This is a genomic window from Allomuricauda sp. d1 (genome assembly GCF_039592695.1).
GTDB lineage: Bacteria > Bacteroidota > Bacteroidia > Flavobacteriales > Flavobacteriaceae > Flagellimonas_A.
Window position 1 is genome coordinate 36,135 of record NZ_JBBUTK010000002.1, and the last position, 23,289, is coordinate 59,423.

Genomic DNA, 23,289 nt, shown 5'->3' on the forward strand with positions numbered 1-23,289 from the left:
TGGCCAGAAAGACTCAAAATATATTAATCGGTATTTTTTTAAGCCCTTAATTTAAACCCAATAGTTAAGCAATACTGCATCAAGAGAGATGTTGAAAACAGTTTTTAGAACGCTTCAAAACAAAAATCCCCCCATTAGTTGGGGGATTTTGCGTTAAAGTTGAAATGATTTCTCAGCTTTCATTGCCTTTCTTCGGGTTGGTCTTTTTCATCTGCTCGCCAATCATGTTGCTTGCCGTGAACGAAGCGACCATATCGTTGAGCATGTCACTACCTGCCTGTGGCGAGTTGGGCAACAGAATCAGATTGGTATTGGTTTCCTCCCCAATGGATTGCAATGTGTCATAATGCTGGGTAACAACAATCAGTGCAGAAGCCTCTTGTGAATTGATGCCCACTTTGTTCAGCACCTCTACGGACTCTTCCAATCCGCGGGCGATTTCACGTCGCTGGTCGGCAATACCCTGGCCCTGCAACCGCTTGCTTTCAGCTTCGGCCTTGGCTTTTTCTACAATGAGTATGCGGGCGGCATCCCCTTCAAATTGGGCAGCAATCTTTTCACGCTCCGAGGCGTTGATACGGTTCATGGCCGCCTTTACCTGTGCATCAGGGTCAATGTCGGTGACGAGCGTTTTGATGATGTCGTATCCGTAATCGGACATATATTCTTGCAGTTCGCGTTTTACAGCAATGGCGATATCATCCTTTTTGACAAACACATCGTCCAATTTCATTTTGGGCACTTCGGCACGAACGACATCAAAGACGAAAGATGTGATTTGGTCATGCGGATACTCCAATTTATAAAAGGCATCGTACACTTTTTCTCGAATCACCACAAATTGTACAGATACTTTGAGCTTTACAAAGACATCGTCCAACGTTTTGGTCTCGATGATGACATCCAATTGCTGAATTTTTAGTGTCAGCCTGCCTGCAATACGGTCTACCAACGGGATTTTCATCTGCAGTCCCGAATTACGAATGCTCTGAAAACGACCAAATCGTTCAACAACAACGGCAGTTTGTTGTTTGACAATAAAAAAGGAGGCGAACAGAATGATCAGCCCAAAAAAGAGTACTGGAATCAACAAAAAATTGCCCATAGCGATAGTGTTTTAGATGGAAACAGGAAAATACAAAAGTCTTGGATAAGATTAGTGCAGAAAACGAGAGATTTGTTACAAAACCTTAATTATTGTAACAAAAAAAGTTTCTTATAGTCTTATCTACAAACCAAATAATAATATGTCATCTAAATTCAACCAACTGAACAATCCCCAAGTAAATATCAAAACAAAGCTTGCCATGTATTGGACCTCACGGATGTTTCTCTATATCTACGCTGACTACTTTGGTCTGATGGTCCCCGGACATCTTGAGCGCATGATAGCGGTTGAAACTCCCGTGGGGCCAACCACACCGGGATTGCTCATTGTGTTTTCGGTATTGCTCATCATTCCAGCTTTGATGATTCTGGGTTCGGTAGTGTTGAAGCCGTCCATCAACAAATGGCTGAATATTGTGGTCGGTATATTTTATGCGATTATTTCCATTTTGATGATTGTTGGCGACATCAACAATGAATGGATGGCTTACTTTGTGTTGTACCAATTTGTTGAATTGGGGGTTTTTGCTTTGATTGTGGTGACCGCATGGAAGTGGCCAAAGGAGGTTCGCTGATTTTTGATAAATCAAGATAGTTTGTCCAAGGCGGTATCAATCCGCTGTAAATACTCCTCTTTGCCTAACAGTGCCATAATATCAAACAGATGCGGGCCTTTCATATCACCCACGATGACCAAGCGGAGTGGCGGCATGATTTTGCCGAAAGAAAGTTCCTTTTCGGCAATCCATTCCTTGACTTTGGCCTCAAGAGTAGTCGATGAAAATTCATCAATACCGTTCAGTACATCTGCTACTTGCTGCATGATGATAGGAGTGTCTTCCTTCCACTGTTTTTTGACCGCTTTTTCATTGTATTCGGTGGGGGCTACGAAGAAGTAATCGCCCAGCTCCCAAAAGTCATGTACAAAATCCGCTCGTTCTTTAACCAAGGAAACAACTTTTTCAACATAATCGTTTTCAAAAGAGGTTTCGACTGCGCTCAACCTGACATCCTCTTTAAACAAATTAGTCAACTCCCGATCAGATTTGCGCTGCAGCCACTGATGGTTATACCATTTGGTCTTTTCAGGGTCAAATCGGGCACCTGATTTGTTGACGCGCTCCAATGAAAACGTTTCTACCAGCTCTTCCAAAGAGAAAATTTCCTGTTCCGTACCGGGATTCCACCCCAAAAAGGCCAAAAAGTTAACCACAGCCTCTGGAAAATAACCTGCTTCCCGATACCCGATGGATTCCTCCCAATTCAGAGGAAATATGGGAAAACCACCCTTTTCGCCATCCCGCTTGCTCAATTTTCCTTTTCCTGTCGGTTTGAGAATCAAAGGCAAATGCGCAAAAACGGGTTTCTCCCACCCAAAGGCTTCGTACAACAAATTGTGGAGGGCTAAAGAAGGCAACCATTCTTCCCCGCGGATGACGTGGGTGATCTCCATCAAATGGTCATCCACGATATTGGCCAAATGGTAGGTGGGCATCCCATCACTTTTGAACAAAATTTTATCATCCAAAATGTTGGTGTCGATTTTAATTTCACGGCGTACGACATCATGAAGCATTAATTCTCGGTCTTGTGGTGACTTAAATCGAATGACGTAGTCTTCGCCTGCATCCATTTTGGCTTTTACTTCTTCCTTTGAAAGCGATAGTGAATTGGTCAATTTCAATCGATTGTGCCAATTGTAGATAAACGTCTTGCCCCTGGCTTCATGGTCCTTTCGGTGATGTTCCAAGGCTTCAGGGGCATCAAAGGCGTAGTAGGCATGTCCAGAGATGATCAATTCTTGGGCATATTGATGATAGAGATGTTTGCGCTCGCTTTGGCGGTAGGGGCCAAAGTCACCTTCTGCGTCTGGCCCTTCATCATAAGGGATGTTACACCACTCCAATGCTTCTTTGATATAGGCTTCGGCACCTTCTACATAGCGGTTTTGGTCGGTATCTTCAATGCGCAGCACAAAAGTACCACCATGCTTTTTGGCAAAAAGGTAATTGAAAAGCGCAGTGCGTACACCGCCGATATGCAATGGCCCGGTCGGACTGGGGGCAAAGCGAACCCTGACGTTTTTACTCATGGTTAAAATTTGAAAGGCAAAGATACAACACCCCCCTTACTCCCCCTCAAGGGGGAATGGCTTCTGAGGATTTTAATTAAATATCGCAACTATAAGCCTTCTGAAAAACTCTATAAATCCATAGAGAAAGATTAGGGCAAAAACGATAGTTCTCATATTATCTCTTAAATTTTCAACGAGAGAACCACTCAACCAAGGTTTCTTTCTCTCTTGTTTATGATTCCAATATCCTAACCAGACACCAAACGCACCCCATATCATAAAAATGACAAGCCATTTCGGATCATCCCAAGACCATTCGGTCAAAAATTCAATCATAAAGAGAAATTAAGCTCCAATAAGATTTGGCAAAATCGGCTTCATATCATCGGGCACCCTTGGGTTCATAATCGCAAACCATAATGGAGGAACCAAAGAAAGTATCATACTCGTCGGATAACCATAGGGCATTTGGGGCGAGATATCGTGATAGTCCAACACCTGATATTTTTTAGCGGATTTGTAGTGATGATCGCTGTGACGGGTGAGTTCATAAAGCACAATGCGACCGATAACATGGTTGCTGTTCCACGAATGGCACTCGCGAACACGTTCGTAACGCCCCGAAGGCAGCTTTTTGCGCATGAGCCCGTAATGTTCGATATAGTTGACGGTTTCCAGCAAGAGAAAGCCGACCACCCCAGCACCAAGGGCAAACCATAAGGCGGTCAATCCAAAAACAGAAAAGACTAGCGCCAAATAGCCAAATTGAAAGATGAGGTACCAGAACATATCGTTGTTTACCGAGAAAAAACCTTGATTCTCCTTTGCCAAGAGCTTTTTCTGAATGGCCCAAGCGTTGCGGTACTGTCGCATCACCGAAGTGAACCAAAACGAATATACCGATTGGTTGTATTTGGCGGTGGCTGGGTCTTCGGCGGTGGCGGCATGGGCATGGTGCCCAAAATTGTGTTCGATATAGAAGTGCATATAGAAAGAGGGCAGCAGCAACGCCTTGCCCAAAAAGCGCTCTAAAGTTTGTTGACGATGGCCGAGTTCATGCCCGACATTGATTCCATTAACGCCCAATACGATTCCCAGTGATAGGCAGAGTCCGATAAGTTCATACGTTTCGTAGCTGTGCGCAGTGACATCCCAAAGCAGATACCCAATACATCCGTAGACAATGGGAAGATTAAGATAGAGCATCCAATCAAAAAAGCGGCTCCGTTGTTTTTGCTCCCGTTCCCCAGCTTCGAGATTGCTCGAATCCTGCGGAAGCAATACTTCCAGCAAAGGAATCATTCCGAAGGCATAGATAACGGTGAAATAACTCCATCCCCCCTTGAAATAGATGCTGACCAACGCTGAAAGGGGTATGGTCAGCGCGGCGAGATATTTTAAATCTTTGAAATGACTCATTTTAACACAACTTTTTCAGGGGAACCCCCATTGATAGGGTATATTGGTACTAAAGATAACCGATTTTGGGCAGTTACGACAAGATTCTCGATAAGCTGAACCAGTTCATCAGCAAGTATTACCGCAAGTTGTTGGTAAAGGGACTGCTATTGTTCTTCGCGTTCGGGCTGCTGTTTTTCATGGCGGCACTGGCATTGGAATATTTTCTGTGGATGGGCTCCACGGCCCGTTTGCTCTTGTTGGTTTTGGTCATCGCTTTTGAGGGATGGTTGTTGTATCGTTTTATCCTCACGCCACTGTTTTACCTGTTTCGCATCAAAAGAGGCTTGACGAACAAGCAGGCGTCATTGCTCATCGGGAAGCATTTCTCGACAGTGGATGACAAACTATACAATCTGTTGGACTTGGCCGAGGATGATGCAAAATCCGAATTATTGCTGGCCAGCATCGAACAACGTTCCCAGCAATTGGATGACGTTCCCTTTGTGCAAGCGGTTGATTTTAAGGAGAATTTGAAATACGCCAAATATGCGGTGGTTCCCTTTGTGGTGATTGCCCTGATTGCCCTTTCCGGGAATTTGCAGACCTTTTTCGGTTCTGCGGAACGGGTCGTCAACTATGATTTGGCCTACGAGCCGCCAGCCCCGTTTACCTTTCAGCTGTTGACGGAAGATTTGACAGTGTTGGACAATCAGGCGTTGACACTTCGGGTCAATACACAGGGTAGGGTGCGCCCCGAAACTATTTCGGTGGTCATCAATGGCGAGCCCTTGTTGATGCAGGCAACGGCAAATGCTTTTGAGTACACTTTTGAGCCACCTGTCGACAATGCAGAATTTTATTTCACTGCCAATGGGTACGACTCCCGCATCTACAGTATGGGCAGCTTGGCAACACCGTCACTTGAGGATTTTATCATGACATTGGATTATCCCAATTACACGGAACGAAACACGGAAAACTTTAAGGGCACGGGCAATGCCGTGGTTCCCGAAGGCACACGGATCACTTGGAGCATCAAGGGAGATCACATCGGTCAAATCGATTTTCAGGGAAAAGACACTGTGCTTTCTTTCAAAAAGATGGAAGATAATTTTGAATTGAAGCAACGTCTTTTCAGAACCATGGAGTATGCCATTACAACCTCCAATCAAAATATAAAAGACCATGAGCAGCTGAGTTATTCGATTGCCGTGGTTCGCGATGCGCACCCGTCCATAAAGGCCAATCAGGTGTTGGATTCGCTGAACCCAAACCTGAGTTACTACACAGGGCAGGTGGCCGATGATTATCGAGTGAGCCAAGTTCGGTTGGTGTGGTATACGAAGGCCAATCCCAAGAACGAACAACGCCTTATACTTGAACGTCCGAACAGTAACGTGGCGCAGTTTTATTATACGTTCCCTTCGGGATTGGAATTAGAGGAAGGGCAAGATTATGAAATTTATTTTGAAGTGGTTGACAATGACGCGATCAGGGGCGGCAAGGTGACGAAAAGCCAAGTATTTGCTTCCCGAATTATGGATGATAGTGAACTGAAAGACAGGGAGTTGGATTTTCAACAATCTGTTTTGGACAAGTTTGGTAAATCTGTGGAAAAGCAAAAGGAGCAAGGCGAACAGTTGGAAAAAATCAACCAATTGCAGAAGCAGCAGAACAGCCTTGATTTTCAGGATAAGGCCCAAATCAAGGATTTCATCCAAAAGCAACAACAGCAAGAAAATTTGATGCAAAAATTCACCCAAGAGCTGAAAGAAAGTTTGAAAGGCGAGCTGGATGATGAGCAGAAAAAGCTGTTGCAAGAACGATTGGAGCGGCAAGAATTGGAGGCTAAAAAGAACGCAAAGTTGTTGGAAGAGCTGAACAAAATCGCGGACAAGATTGATAAGGAGGAGCTTAAGAAAAAATTGGAAGAGCTGGGCAAGAGCCAAAGCAGCAGTGAACGGAATCTGGAACAACTGTTGGAGCTGACGAAACGGTACTACGTGACGGAGAAGGCATCCCAACTTGCAAAAAAATTGGAAGAGTTGGCCAATGACCAAGAGGTACTTTCCGAAATCAAATTGGGGCAAAACTATTCCGACAAGGAGCAGAAGAAGTTGAATGAAAAGTACGAAGGCATCGATTCAGAATTGGAAGAGCTCAAAAATGATAATGCAGGGCTAAAAAAACCGCTTGAATTGGACATTGATAAACAAAAGCAGGAAGGGGTCAAACAAGACCAAAAAGACGCCTTGGAAGAAATCAACAAACAGCAGGGTGAGGAGCAATCCTCCGAGTCAGATGGACAGGAGCAGAGCGTCAACAAAGCACAACAGAAACAGAAGTCCGCCGCACAAAAGATGCGTGAGATGAGCAATAGCTTACAGCAAAGCTCCATGGGTGGCGGCGGTTCGACCATCACCGAAGACGCTGAGATGCTGCGCCAGATTTTGGATAATCTGGTGACCTTTTCCTTTAAGCAAGAAGCGTTGTTTGATAAGCTGCAAAGCTCGGACATCGACATCTCACAGTTTTCAAATACGGTTCGCAAGCAGAAAGAATTACGCGGACTTTTTGAGCATGTCGACGATAGTTTGTTCGCCTTGTCGTTGCGACAGGTAGAGATTGGTGAGTTTGTCAATGAACAGATTACAGAGGTCTATTACAACATCGACAAGTCATTGGAGAGTATCGCGGAGAACCAAATATACCAAGGCGCGTCTTACCAGCAATACGTGCTCAATGCCAGCAACAGCTTGGCCGACTTTCTGGCCAAGCTGTTGGATAATATGCAACAGAGCATGCAGCCTGGTCAGGGCCAAGGTCAGGGCAATTCCGATTTTCAATTACCCGATATTATACAGGGTCAGGGCGAGCTGCAACAGAAAATGAACCAAATGGGCCAAAAAGGGGAAAAAGGCCAGCAGGGTAAAGAAGGCCAACAAGGCGAAAAAGGTCAGGATGGAAAACAGGGCCAAGAGGGCCAAGAGGGTCAAGAAGGGCAAGATGGGAAGTCCGAAGGTGAAAATGGAAAAGGTGGTGAAGAAGGAAAGGATGGAGAAAGCGGAAAAGGAAAAGATGGCCAACAAGATGGCGAAGGAGGTTCCAGCAGTGGCGGTATGAGTGAGGCCGAATTGCAAGAAATCTATGAAATCTACAAACAACAGCAGCAAATCCGTGCCCAGTTGGAAAAGCAGTTAGAGGACATGATTCAAAACAGCGATAGGGAGTTGGCCAAAAAATTAGTCCGTCAGATGGAGAATTTCGAGAACGACCTGATTGAGAACGGCATCACCAAGCGTACACAGAACAAAATGAATGCCATTCAGCATCAACTGCTGAAACTGGAAAATGCCGCCATGGAGCAGGGGCAGAAACAAGAGCGTGAAAGTGAAACCAACAAAAAGAATTATAATGCACCCATAACCACAAAGCCTGAACTGCTTAAAAATCAGGCCTCTGAAATTGAGATTTTAAACAGGCAAGCCTTACCTTTGCGGCAAAATTACCAGGAGAAGGTAAAGCAGTATTTTAAGGATGGCAATTGATTTCAATTATGAGGTTGATTTTAGGCTCAATGACGAAAAAAAGTTTTCCGATTGGATAAGTAGGATTTTCAAAAAGGAGAACTCTAGTTTCGAAACCTTGGCCTACATTTTCTGTGATGATGAGTACCTCGCCGACATCAATTACCAATACCTGAACCACAACACTTTCACCGACATCATCACATTTGATTATTCGAAAGAGGGAATGATTTCTGGGGATATTTTTATCTCTGTGGATAGGGTTAGAGAGAATGCAAATTCTTATGAGGTTCTTTTCGAGAATGAACTTCAACGAGTGATGAGCCATGGGGTTTTACATCTTTTGGGATACAAGGATAAAACCGAAGCGGATAGGATAATCATGCGCAAGAAGGAAGACGAAATGATGACATTGTTCCACGTGGAACAATCAAATTCCCCCCTTGAGGGGGGCAAGGGGGGTGTTAAATAACACTTCGGTGTCATGCTGAGTTGTCACCCTGAGCGCAGTCGAAGCATAGGTATTACAGAGGAATTAGTTGATTAAAGAAAATGTTCGAAAAAGAATACGATATAATAGTTGTAGGAGGAGGCCACGCAGGTGCGGAGGCAACAGCAGCGGCAGCCAACATGGGCTCAAAAACCCTGTTGGTGACCATGAACTTGCAGACGATTGGGCAGATGTCTTGCAATCCTGCTATGGGCGGTATTGCGAAAGGGCAGATTGTGCGTGAGATTGATGCTTTAGGGGGCTACAGCGGAATCGTGACTGACAAGTCCGCCATTCAATTTAAGATGCTGAACAAGTCCAAAGGTCCTGCCATGTGGAGTCCACGTGCACAGAACGATCGCATGCGTTTTGCTGAAGAGTGGCGCTTGATGCTCGAGCAAACGCCGAACGCGGATTTTTACCAAGAGATGGTTTCAGGCTTGCTTGTAAAAGGTGACAAAGTAGTAGGTGTACGTACGTCATTGGGATTGGATATTCGCGCTAAAGCTGTTGTCTTGACCAATGGTACATTTCTGAATGGATTGATTCATATTGGCGAAAAACAATTTGGTGGGGGTCGTGCCGGCGAGCGGGCAGCAACGGGAATTACCGAACAATTGGTGGACTTTGGTTTTGATAGTGGTCGTATGAAAACAGGCACACCGCCACGAGTAGATGGCCGCTCATTGGATTATGAAAAAATGATTCCCCAGCCAGGGGATGAACATCCTGAGAAGTTTTCCTATCTCGATACGCCAATTTTAAAAACACAGCGTGATTGCCACATGACACATACCAGTGCCGAGGTGCATGATTTGCTTCGAGAAGGTTTTGACCGATCACCCATGTTCAATGGACGAATCAAAAGTATAGGCCCACGTTATTGCCCCTCGATAGAGGATAAAATCCATCGCTTCGCAGATAAGGATGCCCATCAAATTTTTGTGGAGCCCGAAGGATGGAATACGGTTGAGGTCTATGTCAATGGCTTCTCGACTTCGCTTCCCGAAGATGTACAATACAAAGCCTTGAAATCCGTAAAGGGATTTGAGAGCGTCAAATTCTTCAGGCCTGGTTACGCCATAGAATACGACTATTTTCCTCCTACACAATTAAAGCACACGCTGGAGACCAAGTTGGTCGATAATCTATATTTTGCCGGGCAGATCAACGGAACAACGGGGTACGAAGAAGCCGCTTCACAGGGATTGATGGCGGGCATCAACGCCCATTTGAAAATTAATGAAAAAGAACCTTTTATTTTGCAGCGGGATGAAGCATATATCGGTGTTTTGATTGATGATTTGATTACAAAGGGTACGGAAGAGCCGTATCGCATGTTTACATCCCGTGCAGAATACCGAACGTTATTACGGCAGGACAACGCAGATTTGCGATTGACGCCCAAAAGCCATGAATTGGGGTTGGCCTCAGACGAGCGGCTTCAGAAAATGAAAGAAAAGGCAAAAAAATCAGAGGAATTTGTTGATTTTTTTCGAAAAACAAGTTACAAAGCTGAAGAAATCAATCCCATCCTGGAAGAAGTAGGCTCAGCCAAGGTATTACAATCCGATAAAATGTTCAAGGTGTTCTCCCGCCCAAAAGTAACTATGGACCACATGCTACAATTGGATTCGGTTTCTGAGTATGTTTCTGAGCACAATTTAGGGACTGAGGTTTTGGAGCAAGCTGAGATTCAAGTAAAATATTCTGGCTATATCGAAAAGGAAAAAGCCAATGCTGATAAATTGCATCGGCTGGAAGATGTCAAAATCCCTCAAAACTTTGACTATTCCAAACTGAAATCCTTGTCGTATGAGGCAAGGGAAAAATTGCAGGAAATTCAACCTGTAACCATCGCACAGGCGTCCCGAATCAGTGGTGTTTCTCCCTCAGATATCAGTGTTTTGTTGGTTTTTTTAGGCAGGTAAATCACTAAATGTTCCACGTGGAACACAATTTGTTTTGGCTTGGTTTTTGAGAAGTTTTTTTGACGAAACCAAACCAAAATGAAAAGAGTTTTATTACTGTTTTTTGTAGGCACAACACTTTATTCCTGTATTCCGCTTAGCATAGCGCCCAACATCAAAGACTACAAAATCACCAAGGGGAAACGCTTTAAACGAGGGCTTCCAAAGAAAACGGTTTTCGTTTTTGAAGATCCCAAAGACGCTGAACATTTTTACAATTACGTCAATACCAAGTTCAACCTTCAAGATTATTATGTGGATGTTGAGGTGCCCTTTCAATTGGATGGTCACAACTATTTTTTCTCCTACTATGAAGTGGAGAAGAAGGACAAAACCCTAAACCTTTTTCCATTAATGGTTGACGCCACCGTCAATGCGGCACTGAACAATGAGGATTTTGAAACCTATCTCGCTTCCGAAGAAAACAGTATCCAAAGAGAGCACAGTTGGTATATTGCCATTGAGGTGTTTTCAGATGTGGAAAAGGATTGTCTTCATGAAAACTACGCCAATAGGGCGGCTATTTTAACGTATCTTCGAGACCTCAAAAAAGAGTACTTGTCCACCCACAATTACAATGAAGTCGTATTTAAAAACTAAGGATTTTTCGGTTAGCCAAGAGGTGTTCGAGCTGTTGTACGACGAAGAAAAAGAGTTGATGGTTACCCATCCGAAACCTAAAAATCTGGAAGCCTATTACGAAAGCGAAGCCTATATCTCGCACACAGACTCAAAACAAACGTTTCTTGAAAGTCTTTATCAAACCGTCAAAAAGGTCAACCTAAATCGAAAGGTAAAACTAGCAGAAGGCTATTGTAACGGAAACCGAAAGTTGTTGGATATCGGTTCGGGAACGGGAGATTTTTTAGCAGTTGCCAATAGGAAAGGATGGAATGTAGCTGGAGTGGAACCGAACCAAAAAGCAAGACAAAAATCCTCATCAAAGGGCATCGATGCCAGAAGCACATTGGATGAAATCGGAGACCAAAAATTTCAGGTCATCACACTTTGGCATGTGTTGGAACATCTGCCTGATTTGGAAACATCGATTACCCAAATAAATAAATTGCTGCATGACAACGGCACATTGATTGTTGCCGTGCCCAATTACAAATCGTGGGATGCCAACTACTACAAAGAGCATTGGGCCGCCTATGATGTTCCGAGACATCTTTGGCATTTTTCGAAAACAGCCATCGAAACCATTTTTTCGATGCAGGGCTTCAGATTGGTTAAAACGAAACCCATGTGGTTTGATGCGTTTTATGTTTCCATCTTATCTGAGAAATATCGGGAATCCAACTTTGTATTTGTCAAGGGGATTTTGTTCGGCCTATGGTCAAATATGAGGGCAATGGTTACTAAAGAGTGCTCTTCCCAAATTTACATCCTCCAAAAAGCGTAAAATCCATTTTAAAGACCGCTGTTGCAATTTTGTGATATGGGCCATGCCGTAGCACGGAAATGTGTCAGAAAAGCTGAAATTGACCCTTAGAAAACAACAAAAATCAATAGAACATAATTATTGCAACAATATTTTATCATAGTTTTTAGCTATTGGCAAAAATATTAGGATAATGTATACCAATAGTGGCTATTCAAATGCTTTGTCTATTTTTGCGCTGCAAAAAAAATGGATAAAATGAAAAAAATGATTTTTGGCGTGTTTACATTTCTCGCCATGGCATGCCAGCAAGACAAGATAGGATTTGTAGATAACGTCAAATTGATGGATGGCTACCAAGAAAAGATTGATGTTGAAGGCAAGTACAAATCCAAAGCGGATGTGTTGGGCAAAAAGCGAGACAGTATCTCACAGGCCTTTCAAATGGAAGTACAACAATTTCAAACCAAGGCCCAAACCATGTCGCAAAAAAAAGCACAAGAAGAATATGGCATGATTCAGCAAAGGGGCCAGTTCATGGGCCAACAACTGCAACAAGAAGAACAGCAACTACAGACCGAAGGACAAACCGAGATGGACAGTGTGGTGAGCAAGGTCAAAAAAGAAATTGAAGCGTATGGCAAAGCCAACGGCTACACCTATATTTTAGGTGGAGGTGAAGGTGGCAGTGTATTGTACGGCGCAGAGGCCAAAGACCTTACGGAAGAAATTCTAAATGTCTTGAACGACAAATACAAAAAATAACATACTGACTTACAATAATTTAGACCCTGGCCTAGTGCTAGGGTTTTTTATTGTAGCAAATACAAAAGAAACACGGCGGGCATTAAATAAATCACAATCGTCTTTGCCCCTTCATAGTCTTTGGCGACCCGTTGGCCCAACAACAGCATCAGTAGTGCGGCACATGAAATGAGCGCCCCATAAAAGGCAAAGGTTTTGTCGTCATGCAGCAATAGATGTATCAGACCGGCCACAGAGAATAACCCAGCAGCAAGCTCCATCAAAGTAATTGTGCCCAAAAGTAGGGTCACTTGATTTTTAAAGGGCGATTTTGAAAAATGGGTTGATAGCCATGAACGATTGCCCCTCCAATCCGTTACCTTATCAATACCGCTTTGAAGAAAAACGATGATCAAAAAAAGCAACAGAATCGTTTCGGCGGCATTGTCTTGAAAATGTAAGTGCATGGTCGTCAGTTTTAAGCAGCTTTGGCATGTAAGAGCCGTGTCAATTTTATAGAAAGGTCGGTGAAAATGATTTTTGAGTTTCCGTTACGTTCCACATGAAGCATGGCGGTTTCGATTTCATCCACAATGCGAAGAATATTGTTTTCGTGCACAAAGGGTGCAAACTTTTTTAGGTCAAATCCGTCAGAGTGCATTCGAAGAAAAACCAAATCTTCGGCGCCATAATTGAGCAACAAGGCCTGCCGCATGGCGGTCAAACAATAGTTGAGAAATTTCTTTTGGGCCTCACGCCCAGTTCGGGCGACTTCTTCGCTCCACAGCACCAATTCATGCACTGCCGCTTTATTTCCTTTGGCCTTAAAGGCACTGCGCACCCATTGCACGAACCATTTTTCAAAGATCAAATCTTCAGAATCTTGATTGAGCAGGTCGATAGCCTTGTTGAAATTACCATGTGCTTCGTGCGATATTTTGTATGCTTCCTCATACGCTACCCCCTTTTTTTGAAGGGCCTGCGCAATGATGTCATTGGGCAACGGATTGAAATGCAGTACCTGACAGCGAGAGCGTATGGTCTGTATGATTTGCTCCTCATCTTCGGCAATCAAGAGCAGCACGGTTTTTTCGGGTGGCTCCTCAATCAATTTCAACAATTTGTTCGAAGCACTGATGTTCATCTTTTCGGCCATCCAAAGAATCAGCACTTTGTAGCCACCTTCAAATGATTTTAAGGATAGTTTTTTGACAATATCATGCGCCTCATCGACCCCAATTTGCCCCTGTTTTTTTTCGATGCCCATCAAGCGGTACCAGTCGAACAAATTTCCATAGGGTTGCTCTTTCACAAATTGTCGCCAATCCCCCAAATAATGGTCGCTGACCGCATGCGATTTCACCTTGTCGGAATTCGCCACCGGAAAAGCGAAATGTAGGTCGGGATGGCTCAGCGAATTGCACTTCAGGGTACAATTTTGAAAAGCGGTCGCAACCTCCTTAACATCTTTGCAAAGCACGTACTGCGCATAGGCAATGGCCATGGGCAATGTTCCTGAGCCTTCTGGACCCACAAACAGTTGGGCATGCGCAATGCGCCCCGTATCTGCCGTGGTTTGTAGATGATTTTTGATATGGATGTGCCCCAAGACGGCATCAAAATGCATGGTTCAAAGATACATTTTTTAAGATGTGATGTACTTTACGGAGAAATAGGGGTTCAGCTACAAATTTGATTCGATGTAGTTTTTGACAAGACCTTGAATTGGTTACTTTTGAACACCTAACACGAGAATACATGAAGACCATAGATGATTTTAATTTTGAGGGAAAGAAAGCACTGATCCGTGTGGATTTCAATGTGCCGCTGGATGCTGATTTCAACGTAACCGATACCAGTCGAATCGATGCGGCAAAGCCGACCATTTTAAAAATTTTGGAAGATGGCGGAAGCTGTGTTTTGATGAGCCACTTGGGCAGACCAAAAGGAAAGGCAAACCCAGACATGTCACTCTCACATATCGTTGAAAAGGTATCAGAAATTATCGGGGTCGAAGTACATTTTGTAGAAGACTGTGTTGGAGAAAAAGTCGATGAAGCGGTGTCAGGCTTGCAAGAAGGCGAAGTGTTGTTGTTGGAGAATCTTCGTTTTCATGCCGAAGAAGAAGCAGGTGACAAAGCTTTTGCCGAAGCGCTTTCAAAAAATGGGGATATCTACGTGAACGATGCCTTTGGTACGGCCCACCGTGCCCACGCCTCTACAACGATTGTGGCAGATTTTTTTCCTGAAAAGAAATGCTTTGGCTATCTGTTGGCCAATGAAATCAAGGCCATCGAAAAAGTGATGCAAACAGGTGAGAAGCCCGTTACGGCCATTTTGGGGGGAGCCAAGGTATCCTCAAAAATCACCATTATCGAAAATATTTTGGATAAAATTGACCATCTTATCATCGGTGGCGGAATGACTTACACCTTTGTCAAGGCACAAGACGGTAAAGTAGGCGATTCTATCTGTGAGGATGATAAAATGGATTTGGCCTTGGAGATCCTCAAAAAAGCCGAAGCAAAAGGCGTTTCGGTACATCTTCCCGTAGATGTTATTGCTGCGGATGATTTTAGCAATGATGCCAATACCCAAATGGTTGCTGTCGATGAAATTCCCGATGGGTGGCAAGGATTGGATGCTGGCCCCCAGACCTTGGAAAACTTCAAAAAGGTCATCCTTGAATCAAAAACCATTCTATGGAACGGTCCTGTTGGGGTTTTCGAGATGGAAAACTTCTCAAAAGGCACCATTGCCATCGGCAATTTTGTGACCGAAGCTACTGAAAATGGTGCATTTTCATTGGTCGGTGGGGGTGACTCCGTAGCGGCGGTCAAACAATTCGGCTTTGAGGACAAGGTGAGTTATGTGTCCACAGGGGGCGGTGCCATGTTGGAAAGTTTGGAAGGAAAAACATTGCCAGGTATCGCTGCGATTATGTAGTTACTATTCTTTTACAAGAAAGTTTAGGGGGTTGTAACCAATATACCATTGGTTTTAACCCTTTTTTATTTTCCAGAAGTGAAAAAATTTTGGGTTTCATGTGACGAATGCAAATGTTAGGTGTCCTACACATAAAGCCCGTTATACCGTAGCCCCATAATCAGAAATGCATTCATTCAGGAACAAGGGATTGTTATTGGTAGGCGGGCTTTTTTCTATCAAGCCATAAACACAAAAAGGTATCGAAATCTTCTATCTTTTCCTCTAGTCTGCCTATGGCGGATGGATAGAAGATTTTTTTGATTATCCCTGCTTGCATCCGACGAGCGATTATAGAGCGAGAGGAATGCATTGGGAAAGAATCCAGAGAAATCCTGATAAAAATATCAAAAAGTAAAACGGGTTGTGTTGAATTGTTGCAATAATGCAGTCATTTCAACGTTATAAATTGGTAAAGGGGTTTTAACCGATAACATATTGGTTTTAACCCTTTTATTTTGTAAAAAATAATGAATGGGGTATTTTTTTATTCAGAAAAAAACAGCATCTTAGTTGGCCCCATTCCAAACAAACAAAATGAACACACTTCGTATCACCATTTCGATGCTATTCAGTATTGCCCTGTGCAGTCTTTATGGGCAAAAAGATTCCGTTCAAAATGCGGCCACCACAGCGATCAAGGTCTTGGACTCCCTTCCAAAAACGGAAACATCAATCCCGATAGCTACCAATAAAATTGATGGACAACAGGCGGCAAATCTCACCGATTCCATTACTGCGGGGGCATTCACGTTGATGGATAACGCAGCGGCACAGCGGTACGATAGCCTATGGTTGCAAGAGCTCCATAAAAACGCAGCCCTGTTCAACGCTATGTACACCGAAGTGCAAAATCCGGACCCAAACGCAGTGCTTCCAGAATTATCGACAGATACCTTAAAAGCACGTTTGCAACGCCTGAATAAAAAAACTCCCTTTAATATTGCCTACAATCCGTCATTGGAAAGTGTGATCAAATCCTTCCTGACCAGAAAAAGGGATTTGATGGAACGTATGTTGACCGCCAGCCAATTTTATTTTCCGCTCTTTGAACAAGAATTGGACAACCATGACATTCCTCTGGAAATGAAATATTTGGCCATCGTCGAATCTGCCTTGAACCCACGGGCTAGATCTAGGGTTGGTGCGAAGGGATTGTGGCAGTTCATGTATGCCACAGGAAAAATGTATGATTTGGATGTGAGCAGCTATGTCGACGAGCGCAGTGACCCCATTGCCTCGACCACGGCAGCCTGCAAGTATTTATCAAAGCTGTATTCCATTTTTGGGGACTGGGATCTGGCCCTCGCCGCGTATAATTCTGGCCCCGGAAATGTAAATAAGGCCATCAGAAGGTCAGGCGGGCAAACAAACTATTGGAACATCAGATCTTTTCTTCCACGTGAAACAGCAGGTTATGTGCCGGCATTTCAAGCCACCATGTATATTTTTGAGTATGCCCAAGAGCACGGTTTGAAAAGGGTTGTGGCCGAACGCCCCTACTTTGACACCGATACGGTGCATGTCAAAAACCTGATCACGTTTGACCAGATTGCTGAAGTCACCGGAATCAAGAAAGAAGAGCTTGAGGTTTTGAATCCATCCTACAAATTGGGTATCATCCCGAAAATTGAGGGCAAAACCTATATACTGCGACTGCCAAGATCGATGATGGGCAAGTTTGTAAACAATGAAGAACAGATTTATGCCTATGCTAAAAAGCAAATGGATGCCCAAGAGAAACCATTGCCTGAACTGGTCAAGGCCGAGAATAAAATCCGATATCGGGTGAGAAGCGGCGACTATCTGGGCAAGATTGCAGAGCGCTATGGTGTAGGGGTGAGCCAGATTAAACGTTGGAATGGATTGCGAAGCAACAATCTGCGCATCGGGCAACGGTTGACCATTTTCCCCAGAAAACCGTATGTGGCATCCTCGACCGCAAAACAAAAAGCGGCCAGCAAAACTTCGGCGGCGACCTCTGTGGCCTCAAATGCCAATGGCTCAAAGTACCATACCGTTCGTGAAGGGGATTCGCTTTGGACGATTTCAAGAAAATATCCAGGGGTATCCATCGAAAACCTTCGGGAATGGAACGGTCTCAGCAGTAACAATCTAAAACCGGGCACAAAGCTGAAATTGTGCAATTGTTCTTCTTAAACGGCAGCGTTTTCAAAAAAGGTTTCGCATATACTAAGTGAAAAGGGCATGACGCTCATTCATGTTCATTGGTTTTGATAATTTGATTATTTTAACCGTATGCAAAAACTTAGAACACTTTTTCTGGCCTGCCTTCTCGCGGGGGCCCTATCGTGCAAAGATTCAAAATCAGAAAAAAGCTATCTGCCCCCCTCGACGGGCGGTATAAACTCGTTGATGGTGGTCATGGACACCGAGCTATGGAACAGCAACGTCGGTGACAAGGTACGCGAACATTTCGCACAGCCCGCACTGGGCCTTTCACCAGAACAGGCCATATTCAATATCACACAAGTGCCGCCCCAAATTTTTCGGGGCTCCATGAGCCATTCAAGGTCGGTTCTTTTTGTTGAGGAAGACAGTATTTCAAGGGCGCATATTAAGCGCGATGTGTACGCCGAACCCCAACGCGTGGCCGTGGTCAAGGGCACAAGCCATGAAGAACTTATCTCAAATGTTGATTCATTGGCCCCTAAAGCCATAACAGCATTCAGGAAACTTGAAATTGAGGAGGCACAAAAACGATTTACACGCTCTTTGAACAAAGAAGATGCCCTGCAAGAAAAATTTGGCATCAAGTTGACCATACCTTCGGTATACAGTGTGGGCAAGCAAGAGGATAATTTTGTTTGGATGGACCGTCAGATTCAAAAAGGCACGATGAACATCTTAGTGTATGAAATGCCAGAGAACAGCTTTGCCAATGATTCCACATTTGTGTCGGATATTATTAGGATGCGGGATTCTATTGGAGAAAAATATATTCCGGGGCCAGATGTACCGGGCAAGCAGACGTATATGATGACCGAAAAAGCTTTCGCCCCCTATGTGTTTCCTGCTGAACTCAATGGGCTGAAAGCGGTTGAAGTAAAAGGAATATGGGAAATCAACGGATACCCCATGGCAGGCCCCTTCTTGACCTACATCATCAACGATAAGCAACACAATCGCAAATTGGTTTTAGAGGGTTTTACCTTTGCCCCTTCTACACAAAAGAGGGATTATATGTTTGAGCTTGAAGCCATCCTCAAAACGCTTCAGTTCACAGATGCACAATAAAAAAATAAGGGGTCAATTTTGACCCCTTATTTACAGTAAACATTCTAAAATTCCCACTATCAAATGTTATTAATCGAAGGCAAATCCTGTGGCAATTCGGTATACAAAAGCATACAACACCACAAAGAACAAAACAAAACAAAACCACGAAAACAGTTTGAAATAACGTTCTAGAATGATATGCCCTAAATTCTTAAAAGCTTCAAGATAAATCTCCTTTACAAGTAATATTCTTTTCATTTATTAATCTTTCACATTGAACATGATTCAAAGCTCCAAAAATTGGGTGTCGGGTCAAAAAGAATGCGATGAAGGGTTCAAAAAGCAGTGTCAAAAGAGTGAAGTATTGTAAGAAATCTATGAACGGAATTATATTCCCGTTAAAGAACTATCCGCTGAGATTATGCCCTTTCGGATAAGGTGTTCGCAACACTCGATGAAATGTTTTAAGCGGGGCAAAACAAAACCCCCCCTCGAGTAAGGGGGATTTGACATTGTGGTTTTTTGCAGTTACATTTTCACGATGATGAACTCTGATCGCCTGTTTTCTTGGTGGCGTTGCTTGCTGCAGCGCACCCCATCGGAACAATCGTTCAACGGCCGCTCTTCGCCGTAGCCTATGGCACTTTCGATCCTAGAGGCATCAATGCCCTGTGCAATCAGATAATCCCTCGTTGATTTGGCCCTTTTGTCAGAGAGATATTTGTTATAGGCTTTGGGGCCGATGGCATCTGTATGTGATTCAATTTTAATGACCATATCTTCATAAGTGGTCATGACCTCGACAAGTTTATCAAGCTCTTCTGATGCATCTCTTCTGATGTAAGATTGGTCAAAGTCAAAGTAGATTATATCGGTCTTGAGCTTCTTCACACCATCTTCGACCGCAATCATCTCTTTCATTCGTTTGAGTGCCATATCCGTGGTCACCAATTCATTGTCGCGCGTGGCGACGTGCTGTTCTTCTGCAAAGAACTCTTCTTGGGCGGCCTTTACAATATAATTGGTATTGCCCTCTAGGTCTTCAAAGAGAAAGGCACCATTCTCATCGGTGACAACCTCCATGAGCTTTCTGTTGTTTTTGTCCAATAGCACGACAAGCGCATTGGGCATGGTATCGCCGGTGACCAATTCTGTAACAATACCTGAAATGGCGTTGCGGTTTTCAACGGTTTCTTCAGGTACAAGACGCTTGAAAGAGTAGATGTCGTCATCGCCCTTACCACCTTTTCGGTTAGAGGCAAAATACCCTTCTTGAGTGTCTTCTTTTACGATATAAGAAAAGTCATCAAGTCGGCTGTTGATGGGCTGCCCCATATTTTTTGCCAGTTCAAAGCCATCTTCTGAGCGAACCGCTTCAAAAATATCCAGTCCTCCCAGACCAACATGGCCGTCAGAAGAAAAATAGAGTTTCTTGTCATTGATGAAAGGAAACATCTCCCTTCCCCTGGTATTGATTTCAGGGCCTAGATTGATGGGTTCTGAAAAACTACCGTCCTCATTGACCAAAACGTAGAAAATATCGGTTTTACCGATAGTGCCGGGCCTATCAGAGACAAAATAGAGTTTGTCGCCATCAGGGCTTAAGGCAGGGTGGCCCGTTGAATAATCATTGCCGTTGAATGGAAGTTCTTCGGGCTCAGACCATTCGCCGTCAACCATTCTTGAGCGGTAGATTTTGAGAAAGTTTATTTTTTTTGTGCCAAAGATCACTTTTTTGCCCTGTGTGTTGTTTCTGGTGAAGTACATGGTCTCACCATCAGGACTGAAGGTTACAGAGGCCTCATGATATTTGGAGTTTATTTTTTTGGAAAGCCGTTTAGATGCCCCTAAGTCTTGGCTTCTTTCGTTGATTTTTGAGACATAGAGATCGAGGTACGGTTGGTTGTTCCATTTATACCGCCTGGTATTTAAAAAACCAGAATCTTTGGCAGAGGCATATACCACTTTATCCTCTCCGTAATACATGGGTGAAAAATCAGAATATACTGAATTGATGGACAAGTTTTTAATCTCAGCTTGCTCTGAACCCTCAAGAATACCGTCTAAAATGGCCTCTCTTGTCTTTATGCCCGTAGAAGCATAGGGTTGCTCATCTTTGACCTTGCGCTTATAGAGGCGCATCATTCTTTTTGCCTTACCGTATTTGCTGGTGCCCTTAAGGGCATGGGCATATTTGAACAGGTTTTCGGCAGAGATCTCATCTTTATGGTTTTCATACAGGATTTCATACCAATGGTGGGCCTTTTCCATGTTCGAGTTGAAATAAAAGGCATCACCTGCTTTTTGCAAGATTTCTTTTGAAAAGGCAGATGGATTGTTCTTTAAGGCCAAATCGTAGTACTTGGCCGCTTCTGCATAACGCATGGTCTCAAAATGCTCGTTGGCCCTTTTCAACAGCTTTAGCTGACTTTTAGAGCCCTTGACACTCTCATTGGAAGCTATCTCTTGCACATCTTCTCCGGTCACGATCAATATCCACACATCGTCAGTGTATTTACCATCGAGGTCAGAATCATAATCCGCTACCGCATCGCTCCAATTTTCGTGGTGTTTGATACTGACATAGCTGTAGTTTTCATCGGGACTTTTGAAGTGATAGGCGGGCAGGCCCTTTTTTTTCATGGCACTGACAAACCGGTTTCTATATTTCTTTTTAGAAAAGGTATTGGCGATGATATGGTAGCCAGAAGCAACACCGTCAATTTTTTCGAACGTTCTTGTTCTGATGTCATTTCTTTCAGCTGTAGTAGAGGGCAACATTTCATCATCATCTTCAAAAGCTGATGTCACAGCTACGTTATTTGAAGATGTCAGTTGTTGCGCACGTACCGTTATCGGCATGAGCGTTAGAAGCAAAATGACAGGGAGAAACAGTTTTTTCATTATCCTCTTGGTCGATATCATTTGGGCGCATCCGTCCATTTCCCGAAAATGAACGATGGCCGTAGATACTTTAATAACGCCAAAATTAGATTTTTAGCAAGGTCAGGATTATTTTTTGTTGTGAAAAGGGCATTTTCCGACATGAATCGGGAAAACAACGGATTTTCGCCCTGAAACCCTGTTCAAAACTACAGCTAGAATTACCTGATTGTAAGAATTTTATGTAGGCAGTGCTACGAGTCGGCCTCTTTCTTGCCTTCTATTTTTTCGTCTTCTTTTGAGGCATCCTTAAATTCTTTGATGCCACTGCCGAGGCCACGCATCAATTCTGGGATTTTCTTTCCTCCAAAAAGCAATAAGACAATAACGACAACCAAAACGATTTGCCATGGGCCTATTATGCCAAGAAATATACTAAGAGCAGTCATAATCTGAAAATTAGAATAAAAGTACTAAAAAGAACCGATAGGTCTTACCTTGCTAACGAAAAATTGCCCCGTCAAGTACATTTTTTGAACAGTTTGCTAAATAATTCATAAGATGATAAACGACACCAAGAAATAAAATGCTTGGGTTATCTTTGTGTTTATGGCCAAAAAGGGTAAAAAAAGAAAAGAAATCAAAAGAAAGCTGCTGCATAAGTATCGTTTGGTGATACTTAATGAAAGCTCTTTTGAAGAAAAAATTTCTTTTAAGCTGAACCGGCTCAACGTTTTTGTGACCGGCACTATTTTTATCATTGTACTTATTGGCCTGACCACGCTGCTCATCGCATTTACGCCCTTGAGAGAATATATACCCGGTTATTCCTCCACTAAACTGAAAAGACAGGCCACGGAGTTGACCTATAAAACGGACTCTCTGGTGACCGTATTAAATTATACCAATAGGTATTTAGATAATGTCCGTATGGTGCTACGAGGTGAAGTGGAAAACAACCAGACCAACCGTGATTCCCTTTTTGAAAAATTCAAACTGGACCCCTCAACTATTGACCTTACACCAATTCGAGAAGATCTTGAGCTAAGAGAGCAGGTCGACCTTGAGGACAAATACAATCTTTTTGAATCCAATCGTGATGGTGAGCGAACCATATTGTTTCCGCCCTTAAGCGGCTCACTTTCACAAGGCTATGACTCTGACAAGAAACATTATGCCATAGACATCGTTGCACCCGTCGAATCACCTATCAAGGCCGTGGCAGACGGCACTGTCATTTTTTCTGAATGGACCTCCGACACAGGCCATGTCATCATTGTAGAGCATGCAGACAATCTTATTTCGGCCTACAAGCATTGTGGGTCGCTCAGCAAGTCGCAGGGCGATTTGATCAAGGCGGGTGAAGTTATTGCATCCGTTGGCAATACCGGTGAACTATCTACAGGGCCTCATTTGCATTTTGAGCTTTGGAAAGAGGGCAAGCCCATTGACCCCCAAAACTATATTGACTTTTAATTCAAGAT

Annotated in this window: 20 protein-coding genes; 11 read left to right on the forward strand and 9 right to left on the reverse strand. The window is 43.6% G+C overall.

All coding sequences use genetic code 11. The annotated features are described in order from the left end of the window. Positions 1–172 precede the first annotated feature (172 nt). Positions 173–1,105 (reverse strand): SPFH domain-containing protein, encoded by a 933-nt coding sequence (locus tag AAAH86_RS07135; RefSeq protein WP_343486875.1) that lies wholly within the window; start codon positions 1,103–1,105, stop codon positions 173–175. 142 nt (positions 1,106–1,247) lie between these two features. On the opposite strand from AAAH86_RS07135, the gene AAAH86_RS07140 reads away from it, so the two are divergent. After that, positions 1,248–1,682 (forward strand): DUF6326 family protein, encoded by a 435-nt coding sequence (locus AAAH86_RS07140; protein ID WP_343486876.1) that lies wholly within the window; start codon positions 1,248–1,250, stop codon positions 1,680–1,682. 11 nt (positions 1,683–1,693) lie between these two features. On the opposite strand, the gene gltX is transcribed toward AAAH86_RS07140, so the two are convergent. The 3 genes from gltX to AAAH86_RS07155 form a co-directional block, all read right to left on the reverse strand. Next, a complete protein-coding gene (gene gltX / locus AAAH86_RS07145; RefSeq protein ID WP_343486877.1) occupies positions 1,694–3,199 on the reverse strand; it encodes a glutamate--tRNA ligase in 1,506 nt (501 codons plus the stop codon). 72 nt (positions 3,200–3,271) lie between these two features. After that, positions 3,272–3,517 (reverse strand): hypothetical protein, encoded by a 246-nt coding sequence (locus AAAH86_RS07150; RefSeq protein ID WP_343486878.1) that lies wholly within the window; start codon positions 3,515–3,517, stop codon positions 3,272–3,274. 9 nt (positions 3,518–3,526) lie between these two features. Then, entirely contained in the window at positions 3,527–4,600 is a 1,074-nt protein-coding gene (locus AAAH86_RS07155; RefSeq protein ID WP_343486879.1) for an alkane 1-monooxygenase, read from the reverse strand. A gap of 65 nt (positions 4,601–4,665) precedes the next feature. Between AAAH86_RS07155 and AAAH86_RS07160 the strand changes: the two genes are divergently transcribed. The 6 genes from AAAH86_RS07160 to AAAH86_RS07185 all read left to right on the forward strand — a co-directional run bounded on the left by AAAH86_RS07160 (position 4,666) and on the right by AAAH86_RS07185 (position 12,718). After that, entirely contained in the window at positions 4,666–8,130 is a 3,465-nt protein-coding gene (locus AAAH86_RS07160) for a hypothetical protein (protein ID WP_343486880.1), read from the forward strand. After that, complete coding sequence (gene ybeY, locus AAAH86_RS07165; RefSeq protein WP_343486881.1) at positions 8,120–8,581, forward strand: rRNA maturation RNase YbeY; 462 nt, start codon at positions 8,120–8,122, stop codon at positions 8,579–8,581. The genes AAAH86_RS07160 and ybeY overlap by 11 nt, the downstream gene beginning before the upstream one ends. A gap of 80 nt (positions 8,582–8,661) precedes the next feature. After that, positions 8,662–10,530 (forward strand): tRNA uridine-5-carboxymethylaminomethyl(34) synthesis enzyme MnmG, encoded by a 1,869-nt coding sequence (mnmG, locus tag AAAH86_RS07170; protein ID WP_343486882.1) that lies wholly within the window; start codon positions 8,662–8,664, stop codon positions 10,528–10,530. Positions 10,531–10,608: 78 nt separating this feature from the next. Continuing rightward, complete coding sequence (locus AAAH86_RS07175) at positions 10,609–11,169, forward strand: hypothetical protein (protein WP_343486883.1); 561 nt, start codon at positions 10,609–10,611, stop codon at positions 11,167–11,169. Then, positions 11,147–11,974, forward strand: a complete 828-nt coding sequence (locus AAAH86_RS07180; RefSeq protein WP_343486884.1) for a class I SAM-dependent methyltransferase — start codon at positions 11,147–11,149, stop codon at positions 11,972–11,974. The genes AAAH86_RS07175 and AAAH86_RS07180 overlap by 23 nt, the downstream gene beginning before the upstream one ends. Before the next feature lie 237 nt (positions 11,975–12,211). Then, complete coding sequence (locus tag AAAH86_RS07185; protein WP_343486885.1) at positions 12,212–12,718, forward strand: OmpH family outer membrane protein; 507 nt, start codon at positions 12,212–12,214, stop codon at positions 12,716–12,718. A 47-nt stretch (positions 12,719–12,765) separates the two neighbouring features. On the opposite strand, the gene AAAH86_RS07190 is transcribed toward AAAH86_RS07185, so the two are convergent. Both AAAH86_RS07190 and AAAH86_RS07195 read right to left on the reverse strand, forming a co-directional pair. Continuing rightward, positions 12,766–13,164, reverse strand: coding sequence for a DoxX family protein (locus AAAH86_RS07190; RefSeq protein WP_343486886.1), 399 nt, complete (start codon positions 13,162–13,164; stop codon positions 12,766–12,768). 11 nt (positions 13,165–13,175) lie between these two features. After that, complete coding sequence (locus AAAH86_RS07195; protein WP_343486887.1) at positions 13,176–14,324, reverse strand: DNA polymerase III subunit delta'; 1,149 nt, start codon at positions 14,322–14,324, stop codon at positions 13,176–13,178. Between the two features lie 131 nt (positions 14,325–14,455). Here AAAH86_RS07195 and AAAH86_RS07200 point away from each other — a divergent pair, with 131 nt between their 5' ends. From AAAH86_RS07200 to AAAH86_RS07210, 3 genes are all read left to right on the forward strand, one after another. Beyond that, the gene (locus AAAH86_RS07200; RefSeq protein ID WP_343486888.1) at positions 14,456–15,643 is read left to right on the forward strand and encodes a phosphoglycerate kinase; all 1,188 of its coding nucleotides are present in this window, start codon (positions 14,456–14,458) and stop codon (positions 15,641–15,643) included. A 576-nt stretch (positions 15,644–16,219) separates the two neighbouring features. Beyond that, positions 16,220–17,842: a LysM peptidoglycan-binding domain-containing protein gene (locus tag AAAH86_RS07205; protein WP_343486889.1), complete on the forward strand. Its 1,623-nt coding sequence runs from the start codon at positions 16,220–16,222 to the stop codon at positions 17,840–17,842. 99 nt (positions 17,843–17,941) lie between these two features. After that, a complete protein-coding gene (locus AAAH86_RS07210; protein ID WP_343486890.1) occupies positions 17,942–18,940 on the forward strand; it encodes a DUF4837 family protein in 999 nt (332 codons plus the stop codon). Between the two features lie 69 nt (positions 18,941–19,009). On the opposite strand, the gene AAAH86_RS07215 is transcribed toward AAAH86_RS07210, so the two are convergent. From AAAH86_RS07215 to tatA, 3 genes are all read right to left on the reverse strand, one after another. Next, a complete protein-coding gene (locus AAAH86_RS07215; RefSeq protein ID WP_343486891.1) occupies positions 19,010–19,180 on the reverse strand; it encodes a DUF6747 family protein in 171 nt (56 codons plus the stop codon). A 270-nt stretch (positions 19,181–19,450) separates the two neighbouring features. Then, positions 19,451–21,826, reverse strand: coding sequence for an OmpA family protein (locus AAAH86_RS07220; RefSeq protein ID WP_343486892.1), 2,376 nt, complete (start codon positions 21,824–21,826; stop codon positions 19,451–19,453). A gap of 233 nt (positions 21,827–22,059) precedes the next feature. Then, positions 22,060–22,254 (reverse strand): twin-arginine translocase TatA/TatE family subunit, encoded by a 195-nt coding sequence (tatA, locus tag AAAH86_RS07225; protein ID WP_343486893.1) that lies wholly within the window; start codon positions 22,252–22,254, stop codon positions 22,060–22,062. A gap of 160 nt (positions 22,255–22,414) precedes the next feature. Here tatA and AAAH86_RS07230 point away from each other — a divergent pair, with 160 nt between their 5' ends. After that, positions 22,415–23,281, forward strand: a complete 867-nt coding sequence (locus AAAH86_RS07230) for a M23 family metallopeptidase (RefSeq protein WP_343486894.1) — start codon at positions 22,415–22,417, stop codon at positions 23,279–23,281. Positions 23,282–23,289: the final 8 nt, after the last annotated feature.